Origin of the sequence: Lysobacter sp. 5GHs7-4, assembly GCF_021284765.1 — a bacterium.
GTDB lineage: Bacteria > Pseudomonadota > Gammaproteobacteria > Xanthomonadales > Xanthomonadaceae > Lysobacter.
In genome coordinates, this window is record NZ_CP089924.1 from 1,572,534 (window position 1) to 1,594,215 (window position 21,682).

Sequence of the window (21,682 nt, forward strand, 5' to 3'; positions counted from 1 at the left end):
GCGTGAGTGGGGTCAGTCGCGGTCGATGTGCGAGGTCTTGCGGGTATCGGGCATCAGCACGTAGACCAGCAGCGAGCAGGCGATGCAGGCGCTGACGTACCAGAAGAAGCCGCTTTCGATGCCCATCTGCTTGAAGCGGATCGCGATCAGCTCGGCGGTGCCGCCGAACAGGGCCACGGTCAGCGCGTAGGGCAGGCCCACGCCGAGTGCGCGCACTTCGACCGGGAACAGTTCGGCCTTCACCACCGCGTTGATCGCGGTGTAGCCGCTGACCGCGCTGAGCAGGATCATGATCAGCCAGAACGCCTGCAGCGGCGATTGCGCGTCCTGGATCAGGTGCATCACCGGCACCGTCAGCACGGTGCCCAGCACGCCGAAGGCGATCAGCAGCGGGCGCCGGCCGATGCGGTCGGACAGCGCGCCGATCAGCGGCTGCATCAGCATGTACACGAACAGGCTGGCGGCGTTGATCAGCGACGCGGTTTCCTTGTCGAAACCGGCGCTGAGCGTGAGGTACTTCAGCATGTAGGTGGTGTAGGTGTAGAAGGCCAGCGTGCCGCCCATGGTCAGGCCGACCACGGTCAGCACCGCGCGCGGGTGCTGCATCAGGGTGCGCAGCGAGCCTTCGCGCGGCTTTGCGGCGGCGTTGGCCTGGCGCTTGGTGAACGATTCGGTCTCCTGCATGTTGCGGCGCAGGTACAGCGCGATCACCGCGGCCAGGGCGCCGATGCCGAACGGAATGCGCCAGCCCCAGTCCTTGAGCTGGCCCTCGTCCAGCACGAACTGCTGCAGCACGATCAACACCAGCAGGGCCAGCAGCTGGCCCATGATCAGGGTCACGTACAGGAAGCTGGACCAGAAGCCGCGGTTCTCGCGCGCGGCCATCTCGCTCAGGTAGGTCGCCGAGCTGCCGTATTCGCCGCCCACGCTCAGGCCCTGCAACAGGCGCGCCAGCACCAGCAGCACCGGCGCGGCCACGCCGATGGTGGCGTAGCCCGGGGTGAAGGTGATGATCAGCGAGCCGGCGCACATCATCAGCACCGACAGCATCAACGCCGCCTTGCGCCCGTGGCGGTCGGCGTAGCGTCCGAATACCCAGCCGCCCAGTGGACGCATCAGGAAGCCGACCGCGAAGATCGCGGCGGTATTGAGCGTCTGCAGCAGGTCGTCGCCGGCGGGGAAGAAGGTCTTGGCGAAGTACAGCGAGAAGGCGGTGTAGACGTACCAGTCGTAGTACTCGACCAGGTTGCCGATCGAGCCGCTGAAGATCGACTTCAAACGCTGCCCCGCGCTCATCGGCGCGGCCTGGGGGAGGGCTTGGTCGGCGGGGCGGATGGCGCTCAAGGAAGGCTCCTGACTCGATGACGGCGGGACGGGCGGACGCATCCCGACGCTGGGACGATGGTGGACGGCGGGGGGGCGCGCGGCCAATAGCACCTTAAGGCTAGCCGGAATGGGTTAGGGGGCGGGGCGGAGTGGGCGAAAAGCGAATCCTCCCCAACCCGCCTTTTCCAAAGGAGGGAGCCGACCCGGTGCAAGCGCATATCGGCCTCCCCCTTTGAAAAAGGGGGATTGAGGGGGATTTGCTTTGCAAAGCGAGGCAGCCACCCCCGCCTAGACCAAGGTCGTAACGCACCCATCCCCGCTCCTGGTCTAGCCTGCCTCTTAGCCCCGCCACCGGCCGCCCGCATGAGCTACGAGGAGTTCTACCGCCGTTCCATCGAGCAGCCCGAGGCGTTCTGGGCCGAGCAGGCGCGCGCGATCCATTGGCACGCGCCGCCCGAGCGCATCCTCGACTACGCGCGGCCGCCGTTCCGGCGCTGGTTCGCCGGCGGCGAAACCAACCTTTGCTACAACGCGCTGGACCGGCACCTGGACGAGCGCGGCGATCAGCTGGCCCTGGTCGCGATCTCCAGCGAAACCGGGCAGACCCGCGAGCTCAGCTATCGCGAACTGCATCGCGAGGTGAACGTATTCGCCGCGGTGCTGCAATCGCTGGACGTGGGGCGCGGCGACCGGGTGGTGATCTACATGCCCAACATGGCCGAGGCGGTGTTCGCGATGCTGGCCTGCGCGCGCATCGGCGCCGTGCACTCGGTGGTGTTCGGCGGTTTCGCCGCGCACAACCTGGCGTTGCGCATCGACGACGCCACGCCCAAGCTGCTGATCTGCGCCGATGCCGGCATGCGCGGCGGCAAGGTGATCGCCTACAAGCCGCTGGTCGACGCCGCCTGCGCGCAGGCGCAATCGCCGCCGCCGCGGGTGCTGGTGGTCAACCGCGGACTGGACCCCGATTTGCACCTGCAAGCCGGCCGCGATCTCGACTACGCGCCGCTGCGCGCCCTCCACGCCGACGCCGACGTCGAGGTGCAATGGCTGGAGTCCAACGAGCCGAGCTACTTGCTTTACACCTCCGGCACCACCGGCAAGCCCAAGGGCGTGCAGCGCGACGTCGGCGGCTACGCGGTCGCGCTGGCGCTGTCGATGTGGGCGATCTACGACGTGCGTGCGGGCCAGACGATGTTCTCCACCTCCGACGTGGGCTGGGCGGTGGGGCATTCCTACAACGTCTACGGGCCGCTGATCGCCGGCGCGACCTCGGTGCTGTACGAAGGCCTGCCCACGCATCCGGACCCGGGCATCTGGTGGCGCATCTGCGAACGCTACGGCGTGCGCACCATGTTCTCCTCGCCCACCGGCATCCGCGTGCTCAAGAAGCAGGACGCGGCCTGGCTGAAGGCGCACGACCTGTCGCAGCTGCGCTGGCTGTTCCTGGCCGGCGAACCGCTGGACGAACCGACCGCGCACTGGATCACCGATGGCATCGGCAAGCCCGTCATCGACAATTACTGGCAGACCGAAACCGGCTGGCCGGTGCTGGCGCTGATGCCGGGGCTGGAACTGCGGCCGGTCAAGTTCGGCTCGCCCGGCCTGCCCACGCCGGGCTACCGCCTGCGCGTGATCGACGAAGCCAGCGGCGCCGACGTGGGCGCGAACGAGAAGGGCGTGCTGGTGATCGAGCCGCCGCTGCCGCCGGGCTGCATGAGCACGATCTGGAACGACGACGCGCGTTTCCTGTCCAGCTACTTTGGCCACTTCAAAGAGCTGTTGTACAGCTCGTTGGACTGGGCGATCCGCGACGAGGACGGTTACACCTTCATCCTCGGCCGCACCGACGACGTGATCAACGTCGCCGGCCATCGCCTGGGCACGCGCGAAATCGAGGAGTCGGTGGCCTCGCACCCGGCGGTGGCCGAAGCGGCGGTGATCGGCGTGCACGACGAACTCAAGGGTCAGGTGCCGGTGGTGTTCGCCACCCTCAAGCAGGCCGCCGATGCCGATCCCGCGCGCGCTGCCGCCGGCATGCGCCAGTGCGTGGTCGACCAGTTGGGCGCGGTGGCGCGGCCGGCGCGGGTGTACGTGGTCGCCGCCTTGCCTAAGACGCGCTCGGGCAAGCTGCTGCGGCGCTCGATCCAGGCGCTGGCGGAAAGCCGCGACCCCGGCGACCTGTCGACCCTGGACGACCCCGGCGCGCTGGACGAGGTGCAACGCGCACTGGCACGCGGCGCGGACGCCTGAGGCGCGCGGGGATCGCCGGACTTGAGCGAAGCGGGCGGATCGCGCGCCGCAGGCCGGCGTTTGACACCGCCTTGCTGCGCGCTCCGCTACCATAAACCCCTCTCTGGCACGGAACGCGGCCCACGATGGAACAGGACGAGGCGCAGCACGAAGACCCGTCGCCCGGTTGGGAGGCGATCGATCGCGCGCTGGCGCCGCTGTACGGCGACCAGGAACCGCGTCACTACGGCACCCTGCTGCGGCGCTCGCTGGGCGGGCCCGATCCGCTGGACGGCATCAGCGCCTACAAGCGCAGCGAGCCGGTGCCGCATTGGCATTTCGTCACCTACGGCCTGTCCGAGCTGTACGCCAAGGAATCCGACGACGCCGAACACAGCGGCTGGGGTTTCGAGCTGACTTTCCGCCTGCGCGACGACAGCGACGCCACCGAGCCGCCGATGTGGGCGCTGGCGTTCTTGCAGAACCTGGCGCGCTACGTGTTCGACAGCGGCAATGCCTTCAGCAACGGCCACTATCTCAACGCCAACGGTCCGATCGCCGCCGACAGCGACAGCGCGATCCGTTCGGTGGCGTTCGTGCGCGATCCGGAGCTGGCGCCGATCGACAGCCCGCACGGCAAGGTCGAGTTCCTGCAGGTGGTCGGCCTGACCAACGAGGAGGAGCTCGCGCTCAAGCGCTGGTCCACGCTGAAGGTGCTGCAGGTGTTCGAGCCGCACATGCCGCTGTGGGTGACCGACCTGGAGCGCGTTTCGCTGATGCAGGAGTCGGAGATCGCGGCCGAGATCTCCGCCGGCACCGCCGCCGAGGGTTCCACCACCGGTTTCGTGTTCGTCGACCAACTGTCCTGGGAGCAGCAGGCGCGGCGCTGGCGCAAGCCGCTGACCACGGTGGTGCTGGGCGCGCGCCAGGTCGGCGAGCTGCTGGCCCTGTTGCCGCTGCGGCTGCCGTTCGACAAGCCGTTCTCGCTGATCGGCGGAGAGGCCCAGGTGCAGTTCGCCAGCGCGCGCCGCAACGCCGCCGAGGCGGTCGGCGACGACCTGCGCCTGAGCCTGACCGCCGAGACCCTGCGCGAGCTGATCTCGACCCTGCAGGCGCGCGAGGGCCAGTACCCGCTGCGCAGCTTCGACACCCTGTCCCTGCTGGTGCGCAAGACCCAGATCAAGGACGCCGACGGCCGCGTGGTCCAGACCATAGGCTGAGCCCCCAGGGCACGCCGCTCGCGGTCCCGCCCGGACGCGGAAAGGGCCGGCCCGGGCGGCTGGGGTAAAATGTCCGGATCGCCCCTGTTTGCCGGGGCCGATCACAATGGAGCCCGCATGAGCCACACCTCCGCCGGCGCGCAGTTCCGCGCCGCACTCTCCGCCGAATCGCCCTTGCAGGTGATGGGCGCCATCACCGCCTACGCCGGCCTGATGGCCAAGCGCACCGGCTACAAGGCCCTGTACCTGTCCGGCGGCGGCGTCGCCGCCAACTCGCTGGGCGTGCCCGACCTGGGCATCAGCACCATGGAGGACGTGCTCACCGACGCGCGCCGCATCGTCGACGCCACCGGCCTGCCGCTGCTGGTCGACATCGACACCGGTTGGGGCGGCGCCTTCAACATCGGCCGCACCATCCGTTCCTTCATCAACGTCGGCGTGGCCGCCGTGCACATGGAAGACCAGGTCGGCCAGAAGCGCTGCGGCCACCGCCCGGGCAAGGAAGTGGTGAGCAAGCAGGAAATGGTCGACCGGGTGAAGGCCGCGGTCGACGCGCGCACCGACGACAGCTTCGTGATCATGGCGCGCACCGACGCCGCCGCGGTCGAGGGCATCGACTCGGCGATCGAGCGCGCGGTGGCCTACGTCGAGGCCGGCGCCGACATGATCTTCCCCGAGGCCATGAACACCCTGGACGACTACCGCCGCTTCAAGGCCGCGGTGAAAGTGCCGATCCTGGCCAACCTGACCGAATTCGGATCGACCCCGTTCTTCACCACCGACGAGCTGCGCGAGGCCGGCGTCGACATCGCCCTGTACTGCTGCGGCGCCTACCGCGCCATGAACAAGGCCGCGCTGAATTTCTACGAGACCGTGCGCCGCGAAGGCACGCAGAAGAACATCGTCGACACCCTGCAGACCCGCGCGCAGCTGTACGACTTCCTCAACTATCACGCCTACGAAGACAAGCTCGACCAGCTCTTCGCGCAGGACAAATAAGGACCACCGATGAGCGACAACGCCACCCAAGTACTGCCCAAGGCCAAGAAGTCCGTCGCCCTCAGCGGCACCGCCGCCGGCAACACCGCGCTGTGCACGGTCGGCCGCAGCGGCAACGACCTGCATTACCGCGGCTACGACATCCACGACCTGGCGACCAAGTCCACGTTCGAGGAGGTCGCGCACCTGCTGGTGCACGGCGTGCTGCCGACCGCCTCGCAGCTCAAGGCCTACAAGCTCAAGCTCAAGCGCTTGCGCGGCCTGCCGGCGATCGTCACCGACGCGCTGGAACTGGTGCCGGCCAACGCCCATCCGATGGACGTGATGCGCACCGGCTGCTCGGTGCTGGGCACGGTGCTGCCCGAGCGCGAGGGCCATCCGGCCAGCGAGGCGCGCGACATCGCCGACCGCCTGATCGCCAGCTTCGGCTCGATGCTGCTGTACTGGTGGCACTTCACCCGCAACGGCCGCCGCATCGACTGCGAGACCGACGACGACAGCGTGGCCGCGCACTTCCTGCACCTGCTGCACGGCGAGGAACCCAGCGCGTTGCACGCCGACTCGCTGGACAAATCGCTGATCCTCTACGCCGAGCACGAGTTCAACGCCTCGACCTTCACCGCGCGCGTGATCGCCGGCACCGGTTCGGACCTGCATTCGTGCATCACCGGCGCGATCGGCGCGCTGCGCGGGCCCAAGCACGGCGGCGCCAACGAAGTCGCGATGGACATCATCTCGCGCTACAACAGCGCCGACGAAGCCGAGGCCGACATCCGCGCCCGCGTGGAGCGCAAGGAGATCGTGATCGGCTTCGGCCATCCGGTCTACACCATCGGCGATCCGCGCAACCCGATCATCAAGGAGCTGTCGCGCGCGCTGTGCAAGGACGGCGGCAACCAGACCTTGTTCGACGTCAGCGAGCGTATCGAGACGCTGATGTGGGATCTGAAGAAGATGTTCCCGAACCTGGATTGGTACTCGGCCTCGGCCTATCACATGATGGGCATCCCGACGCCGATGTTCACGCCGCTGTTCGTGATCGCGCGCACCACCGGTTGGGCCGCGCACGTGATCGAGCAGCGCGAGGACGGCAAGATCATCCGCCCCAGCGCCAACTACACCGGCCCGGAAGACCGCGCCTACGTGGCGATCGACCAGCGCTGAACGGCGCGGCCGTCGCGCCGCATCGGCAGTACCCGGACAGGCCGCGCTCGTGCGCGGCCTGTTCCGTTTTGGGCCTCGTCCTTTGGTCTAACAGCGGCGGCGGCGCGTCCGCCGCGTGGCATAGTCGGCCGGCGTGCTGGCAAAGCGCGAACCGCATCGCATCGCGAGCGCGCCGATAGGCGTAGCGTCGGACTGCGGCCGGCCGTTTGCCGGCCATGCCGATGCGTGCCGGAGGGGGGCCATGCGCGACCAGGACATCCTGAGCAAGACCGAGGCGGGCCGCGACGAGATCGAGCGCCGCACGCGCAAGCTGCCGACCGTGCTGCGCTCGCTGCTGCTGGTGGTCGACGGGCAGCGCGACGTCGGCCAGTTGCGCGCGGTCGCAGCGGGGCTGCACGGGCCGCAGGACGCGCTGGAACAGTTGGTCGCGATGGGCTTGATCGGCATCGGTGGGCAGGCGTCCGCGCCGGTGCGCGCGGCCTTGGCGGCGGCGTCCGCCGCTGCGGCCACGGCGCCCACCACGAGCACGACGCCGGCCAACGGCGGCACCGACACCTCCAGCCGGTACGGCGTGCTGTACGCGCTGATGTCGGACGCGGTGCGCGAACAGCTGGGCCTGCGCGGCTATTTCCTGCAACTCAAGATCGAGCGCTCGGCCGACCTGGCCGAATTGGCGCAACTGCTGCCGGACCTGCGCGCGGCTGTGGCCAAGGCGCGCGACGCGGCGTTGGCGGATGAGCTTGATCGGCGCTTGCGCATGGCGGCGCAATTGTAGGGTGTAGGTAGGCCATACGCCCGCTCCGCGCTTTCGACTCCCTCCTTTGCTCCTAGCTCCTTCCTTTGCTCTTAGCTCCCTCCTTTAACAAAGGGTGAAGCCGTGCGTTTACGAACCGCAGGTTCGTGCACGGGTGAACGACAACAGGCTGTGCCTGTTGGCCGGCCGGGTTGGGGGGATTTGCTTTTGGTGTTGTTTTGCTTCTTCTGACCGAAGGTCAACGGCTTCCGCCTGCTGCGCATGCGGGTCACTTTCTCTTGCTGACCCAAGAGAAAGTAACCAAAGAGAAGGGTCTGAGCCAGAAGCTCCCGTGTGGCTTCGGTTCTGGCGCGGGGATTTTTCGATAGGACATCCCTGTCCTATCGAAAAACGGCGCGCGTCCTGCGCGCCGCCCTCCGGGTCTGGGGATGGTCGTGTGGCTTCGGATCAATCGACTTCAATGCCGGAGCAAACTCAACAGCAACGGCAACGGCAACGGCAACGGCAACGGCAACGGCACTCGCTTCTTTTGCCGTCATCCCCGCGAAAGCGGGGATCCAGTGACTTTAGAGCGAAGTTGCAACGCCGACATCATGGCCCCGACCGCAGGATACGGTGAGCCTAAGGCGAATCGCCTCGCCTCGGGGCCCGATGCCGCGATGGTGCGGTTGTCACCGCGCCCTGCGATGTTTAAGCCAACCCTTCCGCCTGCAACGCCGCGCGCACGCCCGCGTCGGCTTCCATGCGCTGCTTGAACGCCGCCAGATGCTCCAGGCCGCTCAGGTCGATCTTCTGCCCATCGGCCCAACGCAGGGTGATGTACAGATACGGATCGGCGTAGCTGCGGAAACCGGCCAGCCACTGTTTGCCGGCCAACTGGCGATCGGCGCTTTCGAACAGCGCGCGCAGGCGCTTGTGCGCGGCCTCCTTGAGCGCGGGTTGATCGCTGGCGTCTTCCGAGAAGCGCGCCGGCGCGAACAGCGGCAGGAACGCGGGATGCAGATCGGAATTCACGAACGCCAGCCAGCGCGCCGCCGTGGCGCGCTGCTGCGGACTGCCATCGCCGGCCAGTTGCGCGGCCGGATACGTGTCGGCGATGTAGCCCATGATCGCGGCGTTCTGCGTCAGCACGAAATCGCCGTCCTCGATCGCGGGCACGGCGCCGGCCGGATTGATCGCGAGGAACGCGGGCGCCTTCATCGCCTCGCGCGTCATCACCTGCACGTCGAAGGGTTGTCCGGTCCACTGCAGCGCGATGTGGTCGGCGGTCGAGCACGCGCCGGGTTTGGTGTAGAGCTTCATGGGCGAGGTCCTGGTGAGCGATGAACGGATGCAGCGTAGCGCTGCGTTCTCATCACTGCATGGGTTCGCCAAAGCGCCACTTCAACGGTGCGCACGCGTACGCACCGGCAAAGAAAAAGGAACGGGCGCATTCACCCGTTCCTCACGGCTTCGTTCTTGCGTTGCGACCGCTCAGGACTTGCGCGGCTTGAGCTTCTGCACCTGATAGAAGGTGTGATCGCCGATGGTCGCGACCTGATAGGCGTTGCGCCAGCTCGGGCTGGCGATCGCGTGGGCGGCGAAGTGGCTGGCGCCCGGCACGATCTCCTTGCGCTGACCGGCCGGCAGGGCCCAGTTGCGCTCGGCTTCCAGGGCGATCTGCACCGACTCGGCCCAGGCCTCGGTGTTGCTCAGACGCGTGCCCGGCGACACCAGGGTCGGGGCGAACTGCTTGCGGGCGGTGACCACCTCGCAGACGGAGTCTCCCCACAGGCCGCTGTCGCGGCGACGCAGGGCGACTTCGGCCACGGCCTTCTGGCCGCGGATGGACTGGTCGCGGGCTTCCAGGTAGACGGTGGTGCTCAAACACAGCGAGTCGGCGGGCTGCGGCGGAAGCACAGAGGCCAGCCACAGGATCCAGGCGAGTTTCATTGGGACTCCTTGCTCCGTTGCGCCGGACCGCACTGGGGCTTCCGTTCCCTCCTAGCGGGGACGGACGACACGGTGTGGACCGGCATGGCGTACTGGGGAGGGCAGCGGCTCTGCGGCGCGCTTTTGCCCCGTGCCGTGGACCGCGTGGACGACGCGGGCGGCGAGGGTTGCCACCTGAAGCGGCGGCGTGAAAGTTGGCGCAAGGTAGCCGCGACTAACTAAACGCTCGCTGAATCCGAATGTCTAAGTGCGCGAAAAAACTCAAGTTTTTACTCTGAATAGGCGCTAAGGCCTTGCCAGTGAAGGGTATCTCGCGGGCGCGAGACGGCCCCGCGAGCGTGACGCGCGCCCCTGTTCAGCGGGCCTGAAAACGCTTTACAGCGCCGCCGCGACCCGGCTGCCCTGGGCGATGGCGCGTTTGGCGTCCAGCTCGGCGGCCACGTCGGCGCCGCCGATCACGTGCACGGGGCGGCCGGTGCCGCCCAACTGCGCGGCCAGCGGCTTGAACGGCTCCTGGCCGGCGCAGACCACCACGTGATCGACCGCCAGCAGTTGCTCGCTGCCGTCGACGCGGATGCGCAGGCCTTCGTCGTCCACGCCCAGGTATTCGACCCCGCCCAGCATGCGCACCTGCTTGGCCTTCAGCGTCGCGCGATGGATCCAGCCGGTGGTCTTGCCCAGGCGCGCGCCGGGCTTGCCCGGGCTGCGCTGCAGCAGCCAGACCTGGCGCGCGGGCGGCTCCGGCTGCGCCTCGGTCAGGCCGCCGCGGTTCTCGCCATAGCCCAGGTCCACGCCCCATTCGGCGCGCCAGCGTGCGGCGTCGAGGCTGGAGCTGGCGTGGCCGGCCGGATGCACCAGGTACTCGGCGACGTCGAAACCGATGCCGCCGGCGCCGATGATCGCGACCTTGGCGCCGGGCACCACGCCGTCGCGCAATACATCCAGGTAGCTCAGCACCTTGGGATGGTCGGCGCCGGGGAAATCGACCGCACGCGGGGCGATGCCGGTGGCCAGCACCACGGCGTCGTAGCCGGCCAGCGCGGCGGCGTCGGCGCGTGTGTTCAGGCGCAGCTCGACGCCGCTGGTTTCGAGCTTGCGCGCGAAGTAGCGCAGGGTTTCGTGGAACTCTTCCTTGCCGGGGATCTGCTTGGCCAGATTGAACTGGCCGCCGATCTCGTGCGCGGCGTCGAACAGGGTCACGCGGTGGCCGCGTTCGGCCGCGACCGTCGCGCAGGCCAGACCGGCCGGGCCCGCGCCGACCACGGCCACGCGCTTGGGCGCCGCGGTCGGGGTGTAGTTGAGTTCGGTCTCGGCGCAGGCGCGCGGGTTGACCAGGCAACTGGCGTGCTTGTTCTCGAACACGTGGTCCAGGCAGGCCTGGTTGCAGGCGATGCAGGTGTTGATCTCGTCGCTGCGGCGCTCGCGCGCTTTCGCCACCCAGGCCGGATCCGCCAGCAGCGGCCGCGCCATCGACACCATGTCGGCCTCGCCCTCACGCAGGATGCGCTCGGCGACGTCGGGCATGTTGATGCGGTTGGTGGTGATCAGCGGCACGCCCACGTGCGGCTTGAGCCGCGCGGTGATGCCGGTGAAGGCCGCGCGCGGCACCGAGGTGGCGATGGTGGGAATGCGCGCCTCGTGCCAGCCGATGCCGGTGTTGATCAGGGTCGCGCCCGCGGCCTCGACCGCCTTGGCCTGCGCGATCACGTCCTCCCAGGTCGAGCCGCCGTCGACCAGGTCGATCATCGACAGCCGGTAGACGATGATGAAATCCGGGCCGCAGGCTTCGCGGATGCCGCGCACGATGCGGGTCACGAACGCGATCCGGCGCGCGGCGTCGCCGCCCCATTCGTCGTCGCGCTTGTTGGTGCGCGGCACGGTGAACTGGTTGAGCAGATAGCCTTCCGAGCCCATCACTTCGACGCCGTCGTAGCCGGCTTCGCGCGCGAGTCGGGCGCTGTTGACGAAGGCGCGGATCTGCGCGCGCACGCCGAAGCCGGACAGCGCGCGCGGCGTGAACGGATTGATCGGCGCCTTGAGCTTGGACGGCGCCACCTGCAGCGGGTGATAGCCGTAGCGGCCGGCGTGCAGGATCTGCAGGCAGATGCGGCCGCCGTGTTCGTGCACGGCCCGGGTCACCTGGCGGTGCTTGCCGACCTCCCAGCGCCAGCTCAGCTTGCCGCCGAAGGGCTTGAGCCAGCCGACGATGTTGGGGGCGAAGCCGCCGGTCACGATCAGGCCGACGCCGCCGGCCGCGCGCTCGCCGAAATAGGCCGCCAGCTTGGGGAAGTCGGCGGCCTTGTCCTCCAGCCCGGTGTGCATGGACCCCATCAGCACGCGGTTGGGCAGGGTGCAGAAACCCAGGTCCAGCGGCTCGAACAGCTTGGGGTACAGCGGGTGCGGGGCGGCGGGGTGTGCGGGCGGGGAGCTGGCGGCCGTCATGCTGGAATACGCTGGCGTATGGAGCGCGCACGATGCCGGGAAACCGGCCGCGATACAACCACCGCCCGTCCGCTGCCCCGGGCCGCGGCGTCGTATCCGCCACGCAACGCTGCATCCCGCGCCGCAACGCCGCGCGGCCATTGACTCCGATGCGGCCGCCCCTACGATATGCGCACCACACACCGGCCCCGCCGCCCATGAAGCAGTTCCCGCTCCTGATATCGCTGCATGCCCTACGCGCGAGCGTGGGCCGGGTGCGCCTGCCTCCTGTGATACGCGGAGCCGCGTCGAACTGATTCGACCGGCCGCGGCCACACCGATACAGAGCACCCGCAAGGGTGCTTTTTTATTGCCCGCGTTTCATCGCCGTCACCCCCTCAACCGCCGTACCGGAAACCCAAGGAGCACGTGTCGTGAATACCACGGAAGACACCCAAGCCTAGCCGCGCGCCTTGTCGCCAACAGGGGCGCGCGGCCTCCCGAGTTGGCAATCAAGAAAGCGAAACCCTTATGAACACCACCACCGTCTCCCGCTGGCGCAACCTCGGCATCATCGCCCACGTCGACGCGGGCAAAACCACGCTCACCGAACGCCTGTTGTGGAAGACCGGCGCGATCCATCGCACCGGCGAAGTCCACGACGGCGCCGCCACCACCGACTTCAGTCCGATCGAAAAGGACCGCGGCATCACCATCGGCGCCGCGGCGGTGCAGACGCACTGGACGCCGCAGGGCCAGGCCGAACACCGCCTGACCGTCATCGACACGCCCGGCCACATCGACTTCGCCATCGAGGTCGAACGCTCGCTGCGCGTGCTCGACGGCGCGGTCGCCGTGTTCAGCGCGGTCGACGGCGTGCAGCCGCAATCGGAAACCGTGTGGCGCCAGGCGCGCCGGCACGGCGTGCCGCTGATCGCGTTCGTCAACAAGATGGACCGCGTCGGCGCCTCGCTGGACCTCGTGCTCGCGCAGATGCGCGACAAGCTGGACGCGCAACCCTGGGCGCTGGGCGAGAGCATCGGCAGCGAACACGAGCTGCGCGGCTGGGTCGACTACGTGACGCGCGAAATCGTGCTGTGGGACGAGCACGACGCGATCGCGCGCCGCCCCTGGCGCGGCGAGGAATTCGCCGCCCACGAGCCCTCGCGCCAGCGCCTGATCGAGGCCGTCGCCGATCACGACGACGCGCTCGCCCAGGCCTACCTGGAAGCGCGCGCGATCGACGCCGATCTGCTGAAGGCGGCGCTGCGCCGCGCCACGCTCAAGGGCGCGGGCACGCCGGTGCTGGCCGGTTCCGCGTTCAAGAACAAGGGCGTGGAGACGCTGCTGGACGCGATCGTCGACTACCTGCCGTCGCCGCTGGACCGGCCGTGGGTGCGCGCCGACAGCGAACACGGCGACGTCGCATTGGCGCCGGACGCGTCCGGTCCGCTGGCGGGCCTGGTGTTCAAGATCGTGCACAAGGAGCACGGCGCGCTGTCGTTCGTGCGCCTGTACTCGGGCACGCTGCGGGTCGGCGACACCGTTTGGGCCTCGCGTCGCGAACGCGCGTTGCGGGTCGGGCGTCTGGTCGTGGTGCAGGCCGATCGCGGTCGCGATGTCGAGGCCGCGTACGCGGGCGAAATCGTCGCGGTGCAGGGCTGGAAGGACGCGGTCAGCGGCGAAACCCTGAGTGCGGGCGACCGGCGCCTGGTCCTGGACGCGATCCAGGCTCAACCGGCGGTGCTGTCGTGGCGCCTGAGCGCGGCCAATGCCGGCGACCTGATCCGGCTCGGCCAGGGACTGGCCAGCCTGGCCCAGGAGGATCCGTCGTTCCACGTCGGCAGCGACGAGGACACCGGCGAGACCCTGATCTGGGGCATGGGCGAGCTGCACCTGGAAGTGATGGTCGAACGCCTGCGGCAGGAGTGGAAGGTCGAGGTGCGCACCGGTTCGCCGCGCGTGGCTTACCAGGAAACGCCAAGCCGTGCGGTGACGGGCGTGGAAGGCAAGCTGTCCAAGCAGAACGGCGGCAGCGGGCAGTTCGCGCGCGTGGTGATCGACGTCGAGCCGCGCGAGGACGGCGGCTTCGAATTCGTCGACCGCACGACCGGCGGCGTGGTGCCGCGCAACTTCGTCAACGCGACCGAAAAGGGTTTGCGCGGCGCGTTGCCGGAAGGGCCGCGCGGCTATCCGGTGGTCGGGCTCACGGTGAGCCTGGTCGACGGACAGACGCATGCGGTGGATTCGTCCGAACTCGCGTTCCAACGCGCGGCGGCCGAGGCGCTGAAGGCGGCGCTGGCGCTCAGCGGCACCACGGTACTGGAGCCGGTGATGACGCTGGTCGTGGACACGCCCGCCGGCAACGTCGGCGACGTGGTCGGCGACCTGCAGCGTCGCTCCGGGCGGGTGCTGGCGATCGACGACCGCGGCACGCGCGCCGACGTCTCCGCGCGCGCGCCGCTGGCGCAGCTGTCGGGCTACACCACCGCGCTGCGTTCGCTGACCCAGGGGCGGGCGTCGGCCTCGCTGGTGTTCGACGGCTACGAGGTCGCGCGAGACGGTTAAGTCTGCATCAGCTGGCAACACGACGGAGGGCCGGCATTGCCGGCCCTCCTTCTTTGAGCCAGCGATCAAGCAAGCAATGCACGTCGCTTTCTGTGGGAGCGGCGTAAGCCGCGATTCGCCGCGAACTCGCGAGGTCTTCCCCTGTTGGGGTAGCCGCGGCTTACGCCGCTCCCACAGAAGCCCCGTCGCTTCGATGCAGCGATTAGGAGCGACGCATGCGTCGTTGTCGGGCCGGCGCGGTCCCGTTGCGCTGCCGCTGCCGGAAGTTGCCAACCACAAAGAGGGCGCCGTGCGGCCCCGCTCCTCTCGTCGTATGCTCCCGCCAGGGGAGCCGCCGCTACAGGGAATGTGGCTCGCGTCGCACTGTCAGGGAAGCTATGCCATGTCCGAGCCGATGTCCGCGCTGGCCGATGAAGCGCCGCTGGCGCTGTGCCTGTCCGGCGGTGGCCTGAGAGCCACCTTGTTCCATCTGGGCGTGCTGCAGGCGCTGCGCGCGGCACGCCGCGGCGGCCGCTCCGCGCTGGAAAGCGTCGGCGAAATCTACTCGGTGTCCGGTGGCAGCATTCTGGCCGCGCATCTGGTGTTGAACTGGGAGAAGTACTGCGGCTCGGAAGACGAATTTCAGGAAATGGCAAGGCAGATTCGTGCGCTGGCCTATCGCGACATTCGCAATCGTGTCCTGCGTCGATGGCTCAGTTCATGCCTGCTCATCGTGCCGAGGCTTATGAAGCGCGGCCCGCGGACGTACTGGCTGAGACAGGAGTACGAATCGCTCTATTCCAAGGCATGCCTGGAAGAACTGCGTGGTCGCGAAGGGCGGCCCCGGCCCGTGTTGCATCTCCTTTCCACCAGCTTCAGGACGGGAGACATGTGCAGTTTTTCGGCCAGGCATTTCGAGGTAAGCCAGGTGGCGCGTGGCGCTCGAGAGGCGAAGCTGATCAGAACCACCGCGGGTCGGATTCCCGTCGCATTCGCGGTCGCGGCATCGAGCGCGTTCCCGCCGCTGTTCCCGCCGCTGCGGTTGACCGATCGCATGCTGTCCAATGTGGACGATCCGGCGCTGCAAGGCATCACGGATCTGTCCGATGGTGGTGTTTACGACAATCTGGGCGCAGAAAAACTCATCTACGACAGGAGTAGAGGTGCCAGTCGCGCAAGTACAGTCGTCCTAAGCAACGCGGGCGCTTCTTTCCGCACCGACCAAGGTGCCTGGCTCTGGGGTGTCGTGTCTCGCAACGTGCGTGCGTCGGACATCATGATGCGACGCTCAGCGGACAGTACCGATCACCGGATCGCTTCGGTCGGGATGGAGGTGGTCGATGTTCGTATAGGTCAGTCGGTGGATGACGCGTATCTGTCTGAAGACACGCAGGGCAGGCTCAACAAGGTCAGAACCGACCTAGACAGGTTTACGCCGATGCTGGCGGACATGCTGGTCGCGCATGGGTTCGGTACGGGGCTGCAGGCGCTGCGCAAATGCCAGTTCGAAACCGGCGACGCGCGCCCGGACGCGCCGCAGGCGTCGGCGGCCAAGCTGGAACAGGTGGCAGAGGATGCCGCCAAGCGCGGAGCGTTCGTGCTCGATCTTGGCGATTGGGCGACGTACGCGCTGTATGCGATTTTTCTTGTCGTGTTCACGCCGATCTTCCTGGTGCTTCAAATGTCCTTGCTCGCGGAGAAAGTGGCTGCAGAGAAGGTCACCAACGAGGGCGCCAAGGATCGTAAGATCGAAGCGCAACGAGAAGAGATAAAGCAATTGTCGCAAGACAAGAAGGATTTGATTGCCGAATTGAAGAAAGCGGGGATGCTCAAGGATCCGGTGAGGCCGCCGGCCGGGGCGTTGGCGAGGGGCGACTATCAAGTCTGGATTCAGTTTGCGGGAGCGATTCGGCGCGACGAGATGAAGGATTTCGGACGGCGCATACAGAGCCAGTGGCCCAATGCGCCTGGCGCGCTGGATGGTGGCGAACGAACCCCGGAGGCGGACAAGCGGCGCGAAGTTCGCTACGGCAACTCTGAGGATCTGCCGGCGGCGATACAGCTGACGGCCGATATCGATGCCACCGGTTTGTTCGCTCCGATGAACCGGCCGCAGCCGAGTACAGATATCGCGCCGCGTTCACTGGAGATTTGGGTAAGTCGCTAGCCCAATGCGGCCATAGTTGTGGCGCTTTGTCACACGGCTGCAGGGCGCAAGCGCAGCAGGCTGAATCCCATCGCCGCATAGCCGGTACCTAGTACGCGATTGAACCAGCGTGCGCGCGCCGGTTGCGCTAGCCAACTGCGCAAGGCGCCGGCCAACATCACGTAGCACAGGTGCGACAGCACCGTGCAGGCGGCGAAGCTCAGGGTGAGGGCGAAGAACTGCGGCAGCAGCGGCGCGTCGGTGCGCATGAACTGCGGCAGCAGTGCGGTGAAGAACAGGATGCTCTTGGGGTTGGTGGTCGCGACCAGCAGGCCTTGCCAGAACAGGCGCTGCGGTGCGCCTGCGCGAACCGGCGAGGGCGCGCGCGCGAACAGGTCGTCGCGTGCGCGCCATTGCCGCAGGCCCAGCCAGATCAGGTAGGCCGCGCCGGCCAGCTTGAGCGCGGCGAACAACCAGGCCGAGGTCTTGAGCAGCGCGCCCAGGCCCAGCATCGCGGTCGCCGACACCAGGAACACGCCCAAGGCATTGCCGACCGAGCCCAGCATTGCGCGGCGCGCGCCGTGCGCGGCGGTGTTGGACACCGCCAGCAACACTGCCGGTCCCGGACTGAACGCGGTCAGCAACGCCAGCGTGCAGAACAGCCCCCAGGACGCGGCGCTCATACGCTACCAGCCCGCCAGGGTCAGCTTGCCGATGGTGCTGCCCGATTCCAGGCGGCGGTGCGCCTCGCGCAGGTGGGCGGCGTCGATGCGGCCCAGGGTTTCGGTGTGGGTGCCGCGCAACTCGCCGCCGTCGATGAGCTTGGCCACGCGATCGAGGATGCGCGCTTGCTCGACCATGTCGGCGGTCTGGAAGCGCGGACGGGCGAACATCATTTCCCAATGGATGCCGATGCACTTGGCCTTGTAGGGATCGCCTATCCTGAGCGCGCCGCTGGGCTCGACGATCAGACCGACATGGCCCTGCGGCGCCAGCAGTTCGCCGATCGCATCCCAGTAGCGGTCGGTGTCGGCCAGGTTGAGCACCGCTTCGACGTGCGCATGCCCCAGCGCCTGCAACTGCGGCAGCAGCGGCTGGCGATGGTCGATGACCTCGTGCGCGCCCATCGCGCGGCACCAGTCGATGGTTTCGGCGCGCGAGGCGGTAGCGATCACGTTGAAGCCGGCGCGGCGCGCGAGCTGGATCGCGATCGAGCCGACGCCGCCGGCGCCGGCGATCACCAACACGGTCTTACCGACGCCGCCCTTGTCGGCATCGAAGGGCATGCGCTGGAACAGCAGCTCCCAGGCGGTGATCGCAGTCAGCGGCAGCGCCGCGGCCTGCGCGGCGTCCAGCGACTGCGGCGCATGGCCGGTCACGCGTTCGTCGACCAGTTGCAGCTGCGCATTGCTGCCCGGGCGGGTGATGTCGCCGGCGTAGTAGACGCGGTCGCCGACCTTGAAGCGGGTGACCGCGTCGCCGACCGCGGCGACGGTGCCGGCGGCGTCGTAGCCGAGCACGCGCGGCTGCGCTTCCACGTTCGGCTTGGGCGCGCGCACCTTGGTGTCGACGGGGTTGACCGAAATCGCCTCGACCCGCACCAGCAGGTCGTGGCCCTGCGGCGCGACGGGGTCGGGCAGGTCGACGTCGAACAGCGACTCGGGATCGTCGATAGGCAGGTAGCGGGTGAGGGCGACGGCTTTCATGGAGGCTCCGGAACGGTGCGAAGTGGGAAGGGAATCAGAACGCGGACAGCACCAGGCCGCCCTCGGCGCGAATCGCTGCGCCGTTGACCACCGAGGCCGCCGGGCTGGCGACGAAGGCGACCACGCGCGCGATCTCGGCCGGTTCGGCGAAGCGGCGCAGCAGCGAGGTGGGGCGCGCGGTGTCGAAGAACTGTTTCTCGAAGTCGGCCGTGCTCACGCCCTGCTGCTGGGCCAGCTGCTCGACGAACACGCCCACGCCTTCCGAGCGGGTGGGGCCGGCTAGCACCGAATTGACCGTGACCGCGGTACCGGTGGTGAGCTGGGCCATGCCGCGCGCCAGCGCGATCTGCGCGGCCTTGGTCACGCCGTAGTGGATCATCTCGGCCGGAATCTGCAGGCCCGATTCGCTGGACAGGAACACCACGCGGCCGCGGTCGCGTTCCAGCATGCCGCCGAAGTAGTGTCGCGACAGGCGCACGCCGCTCATCACGTTGGCGTCCCACAGGCGCTGCCACTCGTCGTCGCCGATGTCGGCGAAATCGGTGGGCACGAAGATGCCGAGGTTGTTGATCAGGATGTCGGTCTGCGGCACGGCGGCGATGAAGTCGGCCGCGCCCTGCGCGCTGGCGAGGTCGGCGGCGACGCCGCGCAGCTGCGCGTGCGGCACGGCCGCGCGCAGCGAGTCCAGAGCGGCGTCGACGCGGGCCTGGCTGCGGCCGTTGACCACGACCTGCGCGCCGGCGCGCGCGAGTTCCTCGGCGATGGCGTAGCCGATGCCGGCGGTGGAACCGGTGACCACGGCGGTCCAATCGGACAGGGATGCGGTGTTCATGGGGATGCTCTCGTGTTCGGTAGAGGGGAGGGTTAGACCGGCGCCGGCGTGCGCTCGGCGAACATGCCGTTCCAATACGGGTAATAGGGATAAGGCGGCGTGACGCGGCTGGCGGCGTCGAGCTTGGCGACCTGCTCGGCGCTGAGGTTCCAGCCCACCGCGCCCAGGTTCTGCCGCAGCTGTTCCTCGTTGCGCGCGCCGATCAGCACGCTCGACACGGTCGGGCGCTGCAGCAGCCAGTTCAGCGCGATCTGCGGCACGGTCTTGCCGGTTTCCGCGGCGACTTCGTCCAGCGCATCGACGATGTCGTACAGACGCGCCTCGTCCACCGGCGGCGCAAAGCCGGCGGTGTCGTGCAGACGGCTGCCCTCGGGCAGCGGCTGGCCGCGGCGGATCTTGCCGGTCAGGCGGCCCCAGCCCAGCGGGCTCCACACCACCGCGCCCACGCCCTGGTCCTGGGCCAGCGGCATCAGCTCCCATTCGTAGTCGCGGCCGACCAGCGAGTAGTAGGTCTGGTTGGCGACGAAGCGCGAGTAGCCGTAACGGTCGGCGACGGCCTGCGACTTCATCAGCTGCCAGCCGGAGTAGTTGGACACGCCCAGGTAGCGCAGCTTGCCGGCGCGCACCAGGTCGTCCAGCGTGGACATGACCTGCTCGACCGGCGTCTGCGCATCGAAGTGGTGCAGCTGCAGCAGGTCGATGTAGTCGGTGCCCAGGCGCTGCAGGGCGCGGTCTACGCCGCGGATCAGGTGGTGGCGCGAGGCGCCGACGTCGTTGGCGCCTTCGCCGGCGCGCAGGCTGAGCTTGGTCGACAGGATGACCTGGTCGCGGCGGCCCTGGATGGCGGCGCCGAGGATGGATTCGGAGGCGCCGTCGGAATACACGTCGGCGGTGTCGAACAGGTTGACGCCGGCGTCCAGGCAGATCTCGATCAGGCGCCGCGCTTGCGCGACGTCGGTATTGCCCCAGGCGCTGAACAGCGGGCCCTTGCCGCCGAAGGTGCCGGCGCCGAAGCCCAGGGCCGGCACCTTGAAGCCGGAGTTGCCGAGAAAGCGGGTGTCCATGAGGGTTCCTTGGAGAGTGGTTGCGTACGGCGCGTTGCCGCGCGTTGAAATCGTTGCGTGTCGGTCAGGCGGCCGGGCAGGCCACGCCCGGCGCCACGGCCGCTTTGCGCGGCGCATCCAGACGCGCCGCCCACACCGCCAATGCGATGCCCGATACCGTCACCAGCGCCGCCACCCAGGTCACCGCGCCCAGGCCCAGGCCGAGGTTGATGACCGCGCCGCCCAGCCACGCGCCCAGCGCGTTGCCGAGATTGAAGGCGCCGATGTTGAGGCTGGAGGCGAGATTGCGGCCGGCGTCGTCGGTCTTCTGCAGCACCCACAGCTGGATCGGCGACACCGTGGCGAACGCGGCGATGCCGAGCAGGGCGACGAAGATCACCGCCGCCATCTTGCTGTGCAGGGCGAAGGTCATCAGGCCCAGCACCAGCGCCAGCGCGACCAGGGTGCCGATCAGCGCAGGCGCCAGGCGACGGTCGGCCAGGCGGCCGCCAATGAGGTTGCCGGCGATCAGGCCGACGCCGAACACCAGCAGGATCGGCGATACCGCGCTTTCGGCGAAGCCGGTGACCTGCATCAGGATCGGCTGGATGTAGGTGAACACGGTGAACACGCCGGCGAAGCCGAGCACGGTCATCGCCAGCCCCAACAGCACCTGCGGATGCGTCACGGCCTTGATCTCCGCGCGCAGCGCCACGTGCTCCGCCTGGCCGCGGTCGCGCGGCACCAGCGCCGCGATCACGACCGTCGCGATCACGCCGATCGCGGCCACCGCCCAGAAGGTCGAGCGCCAGCCCAGGTGCAGGCCCAGCCAGGCGCCGGCCGGCACGCCCAGCAGGGTGGCCACGGTCAGGCCGACGAACATGATCGAGATCGCCGAGGCCTTGCGGTCTTCCGACACCAGGCCGGTCGCGACCACCGCGCCGACGCCGAAGAAGGTGCCGTGGGCCAGCGAGGTGATCACGCGCGCGATCATCAGCGTGGTGTAGTTGGGCGCCAGCGCGCAGGCGATGTTGCCCAGGGTGAAGATCACCATCAGCGCGACCAGCACGGTCTTGCGCGGCAGGCGCCGGGTGGCGGTGGTCAGCAGCGGCGCGCCGACGAACACGCCCAACGCGTAACCGGAGATCAGCAGGCCGGCCGCGGCGATGCTCACCTGCAGGTCGGCGGCGACCTGCATCAGCAGGCCCATGATCACGAATTCGGTGGTGCCGATGCCGAAGGCGCCGGCGGTGAGGGCATACAGGGCCAGGGGCATGCGCTGCTTGGCGGCGGGGAGGGCGGGGGATTCCATGTCGGGCATCCACTGGGGAGGCCGGCAGTCTGGAAGCTTGCATCTTCA

16 protein-coding genes are annotated in these 21,682 nt (G+C 68.5%); 7 read left to right on the forward strand and 9 right to left on the reverse strand.

The annotated features are described in order from the left end of the window. Nucleotides 1-12: 12 nt before the first annotated feature. On the reverse strand, nt 13-1,344 hold the full coding sequence (locus tag LVB77_RS06890) for an MFS transporter (RefSeq protein ID WP_232909414.1): 1,332 nt from the start codon (nt 1,342-1,344) through the stop codon (nt 13-15). Nucleotides 1,345-1,689: 345 nt separating this feature from the next. Here LVB77_RS06890 and prpE point away from each other — a divergent pair, with 345 nt between their 5' ends. From prpE to LVB77_RS06915, 5 genes are all read left to right on the forward strand, one after another. Beyond that, nucleotides 1,690-3,579 (forward strand): propionate--CoA ligase, encoded by a 1,890-nt coding sequence (gene prpE / locus LVB77_RS06895; protein WP_232909415.1) that lies wholly within the window; start codon nt 1,690-1,692, stop codon nt 3,577-3,579. A 125-nt stretch (nt 3,580-3,704) separates the two neighbouring features. Continuing rightward, complete coding sequence (locus tag LVB77_RS06900) at nt 3,705-4,778, forward strand: suppressor of fused domain protein (protein ID WP_232909416.1); 1,074 nt, start codon at nt 3,705-3,707, stop codon at nt 4,776-4,778. 117 nt (nt 4,779-4,895) lie between these two features. Continuing rightward, entirely contained in the window at nt 4,896-5,777 is an 882-nt protein-coding gene (prpB, locus tag LVB77_RS06905) for a methylisocitrate lyase (protein WP_232909417.1), read from the forward strand. A 9-nt stretch (nt 5,778-5,786) separates the two neighbouring features. After that, complete coding sequence (gene prpC / locus LVB77_RS06910) at nt 5,787-6,941, forward strand: 2-methylcitrate synthase (RefSeq protein WP_232909418.1); 1,155 nt, start codon at nt 5,787-5,789, stop codon at nt 6,939-6,941. A gap of 241 nt (nt 6,942-7,182) precedes the next feature. Further along, nucleotides 7,183-7,716 (forward strand): hypothetical protein, encoded by a 534-nt coding sequence (locus LVB77_RS06915; protein WP_232909419.1) that lies wholly within the window; start codon nt 7,183-7,185, stop codon nt 7,714-7,716. A gap of 669 nt (nt 7,717-8,385) precedes the next feature. On the opposite strand, the gene LVB77_RS06920 is transcribed toward LVB77_RS06915, so the two are convergent. The 3 genes from LVB77_RS06920 to LVB77_RS06930 form a co-directional block, all read right to left on the reverse strand. Then, complete coding sequence (locus LVB77_RS06920; protein WP_232909420.1) at nt 8,386-8,997, reverse strand: glutathione S-transferase N-terminal domain-containing protein; 612 nt, start codon at nt 8,995-8,997, stop codon at nt 8,386-8,388. Nucleotides 8,998-9,168: 171 nt separating this feature from the next. Next, nucleotides 9,169-9,627: a cell wall hydrolase gene (locus LVB77_RS06925; protein ID WP_115857136.1), complete on the reverse strand. Its 459-nt coding sequence runs from the start codon at nt 9,625-9,627 to the stop codon at nt 9,169-9,171. A 375-nt stretch (nt 9,628-10,002) separates the two neighbouring features. Beyond that, nucleotides 10,003-12,069, reverse strand: a complete 2,067-nt coding sequence (locus LVB77_RS06930; RefSeq protein WP_232909421.1) for an NADPH-dependent 2,4-dienoyl-CoA reductase — start codon at nt 12,067-12,069, stop codon at nt 10,003-10,005. A gap of 510 nt (nt 12,070-12,579) precedes the next feature. On the opposite strand from LVB77_RS06930, the gene fusA reads away from it, so the two are divergent. Both fusA and LVB77_RS06940 read left to right on the forward strand, forming a co-directional pair. Continuing rightward, the gene (gene fusA / locus LVB77_RS06935; RefSeq protein WP_232909422.1) at nt 12,580-14,616 is read left to right on the forward strand and encodes an elongation factor G; all 2,037 of its coding nucleotides are present in this window, start codon (nt 12,580-12,582) and stop codon (nt 14,614-14,616) included. A 382-nt stretch (nt 14,617-14,998) separates the two neighbouring features. After that, nucleotides 14,999-16,762 (forward strand): patatin-like phospholipase family protein, encoded by a 1,764-nt coding sequence (locus LVB77_RS06940; RefSeq protein WP_232909423.1) that lies wholly within the window; start codon nt 14,999-15,001, stop codon nt 16,760-16,762. A gap of 29 nt (nt 16,763-16,791) precedes the next feature. Here LVB77_RS06940 and LVB77_RS06945 read toward each other — a convergent pair whose 3' ends face one another. The 5 genes from LVB77_RS06945 to LVB77_RS06965 form a co-directional block, all read right to left on the reverse strand. Further along, nucleotides 16,792-17,424 (reverse strand): LysE family translocator, encoded by a 633-nt coding sequence (locus LVB77_RS06945; RefSeq protein WP_232909424.1) that lies wholly within the window; start codon nt 17,422-17,424, stop codon nt 16,792-16,794. A gap of 3 nt (nt 17,425-17,427) precedes the next feature. Beyond that, entirely contained in the window at nt 17,428-18,447 is a 1,020-nt protein-coding gene (locus LVB77_RS06950; RefSeq protein WP_232909425.1) for a zinc-binding alcohol dehydrogenase family protein, read from the reverse strand. Nucleotides 18,448-18,481: 34 nt separating this feature from the next. Continuing rightward, the gene (locus tag LVB77_RS06955) at nt 18,482-19,279 is read right to left on the reverse strand and encodes an SDR family oxidoreductase (protein WP_232909426.1); all 798 of its coding nucleotides are present in this window, start codon (nt 19,277-19,279) and stop codon (nt 18,482-18,484) included. A 32-nt stretch (nt 19,280-19,311) separates the two neighbouring features. Next, complete coding sequence (locus tag LVB77_RS06960) at nt 19,312-20,343, reverse strand: aldo/keto reductase (protein ID WP_232909427.1); 1,032 nt, start codon at nt 20,341-20,343, stop codon at nt 19,312-19,314. A 64-nt stretch (nt 20,344-20,407) separates the two neighbouring features. Next, the gene (locus LVB77_RS06965) at nt 20,408-21,634 is read right to left on the reverse strand and encodes an MFS transporter (RefSeq protein ID WP_232909428.1); all 1,227 of its coding nucleotides are present in this window, start codon (nt 21,632-21,634) and stop codon (nt 20,408-20,410) included. Nucleotides 21,635-21,682 lie beyond the last annotated feature (48 nt).

Bases quoted from the DNA above. Each gene is read 5' to 3' on its own strand.
- LVB77_RS06930 (WP_232909421.1), bottom strand. From the start codon at position 12,069: ATGACGGCCGCCAGCTCCCCGCCCGCACACCCCGCCGCCCCGCACCCG.
- LVB77_RS06920 (WP_232909420.1), bottom strand. From the start codon at position 8,997: ATGAAGCTCTACACCAAACCCGGCGCGTGCTCGACCGCCGACCACATC.
- prpC (WP_232909418.1), top strand. From the start codon at position 5,787: ATGAGCGACAACGCCACCCAAGTACTGCCCAAGGCCAAGAAGTCCGTC.
- prpB (WP_232909417.1), top strand. From the start codon at position 4,896: ATGAGCCACACCTCCGCCGGCGCGCAGTTCCGCGCCGCACTCTCCGCC.
- LVB77_RS06955 (WP_232909426.1), bottom strand. From the start codon at position 19,279: ATGAACACCGCATCCCTGTCCGATTGGACCGCCGTGGTCACCGGTTCC.
- fusA (WP_232909422.1), top strand. From the start codon at position 12,580: ATGAACACCACCACCGTCTCCCGCTGGCGCAACCTCGGCATCATCGCC.
- LVB77_RS06945 (WP_232909424.1), bottom strand. From the start codon at position 17,424: ATGAGCGCCGCGTCCTGGGGGCTGTTCTGCACGCTGGCGTTGCTGACC.
- LVB77_RS06915 (WP_232909419.1), top strand. From the start codon at position 7,183: ATGCGCGACCAGGACATCCTGAGCAAGACCGAGGCGGGCCGCGACGAG.
- LVB77_RS06965 (WP_232909428.1), bottom strand. From the start codon at position 21,634: ATGGAATCCCCCGCCCTCCCCGCCGCCAAGCAGCGCATGCCCCTGGCC.
- LVB77_RS06950 (WP_232909425.1), bottom strand. From the start codon at position 18,447: ATGAAAGCCGTCGCCCTCACCCGCTACCTGCCTATCGACGATCCCGAG.
- LVB77_RS06925 (WP_115857136.1), bottom strand. From the start codon at position 9,627: ATGAAACTCGCCTGGATCCTGTGGCTGGCCTCTGTGCTTCCGCCGCAG.
- LVB77_RS06900 (WP_232909416.1), top strand. From the start codon at position 3,705: ATGGAACAGGACGAGGCGCAGCACGAAGACCCGTCGCCCGGTTGGGAG.
- LVB77_RS06960 (WP_232909427.1), bottom strand. From the start codon at position 20,343: ATGGACACCCGCTTTCTCGGCAACTCCGGCTTCAAGGTGCCGGCCCTG.
- prpE (WP_232909415.1), top strand. From the start codon at position 1,690: ATGAGCTACGAGGAGTTCTACCGCCGTTCCATCGAGCAGCCCGAGGCG.
- LVB77_RS06940 (WP_232909423.1), top strand. From the start codon at position 14,999: ATGTCCGAGCCGATGTCCGCGCTGGCCGATGAAGCGCCGCTGGCGCTG.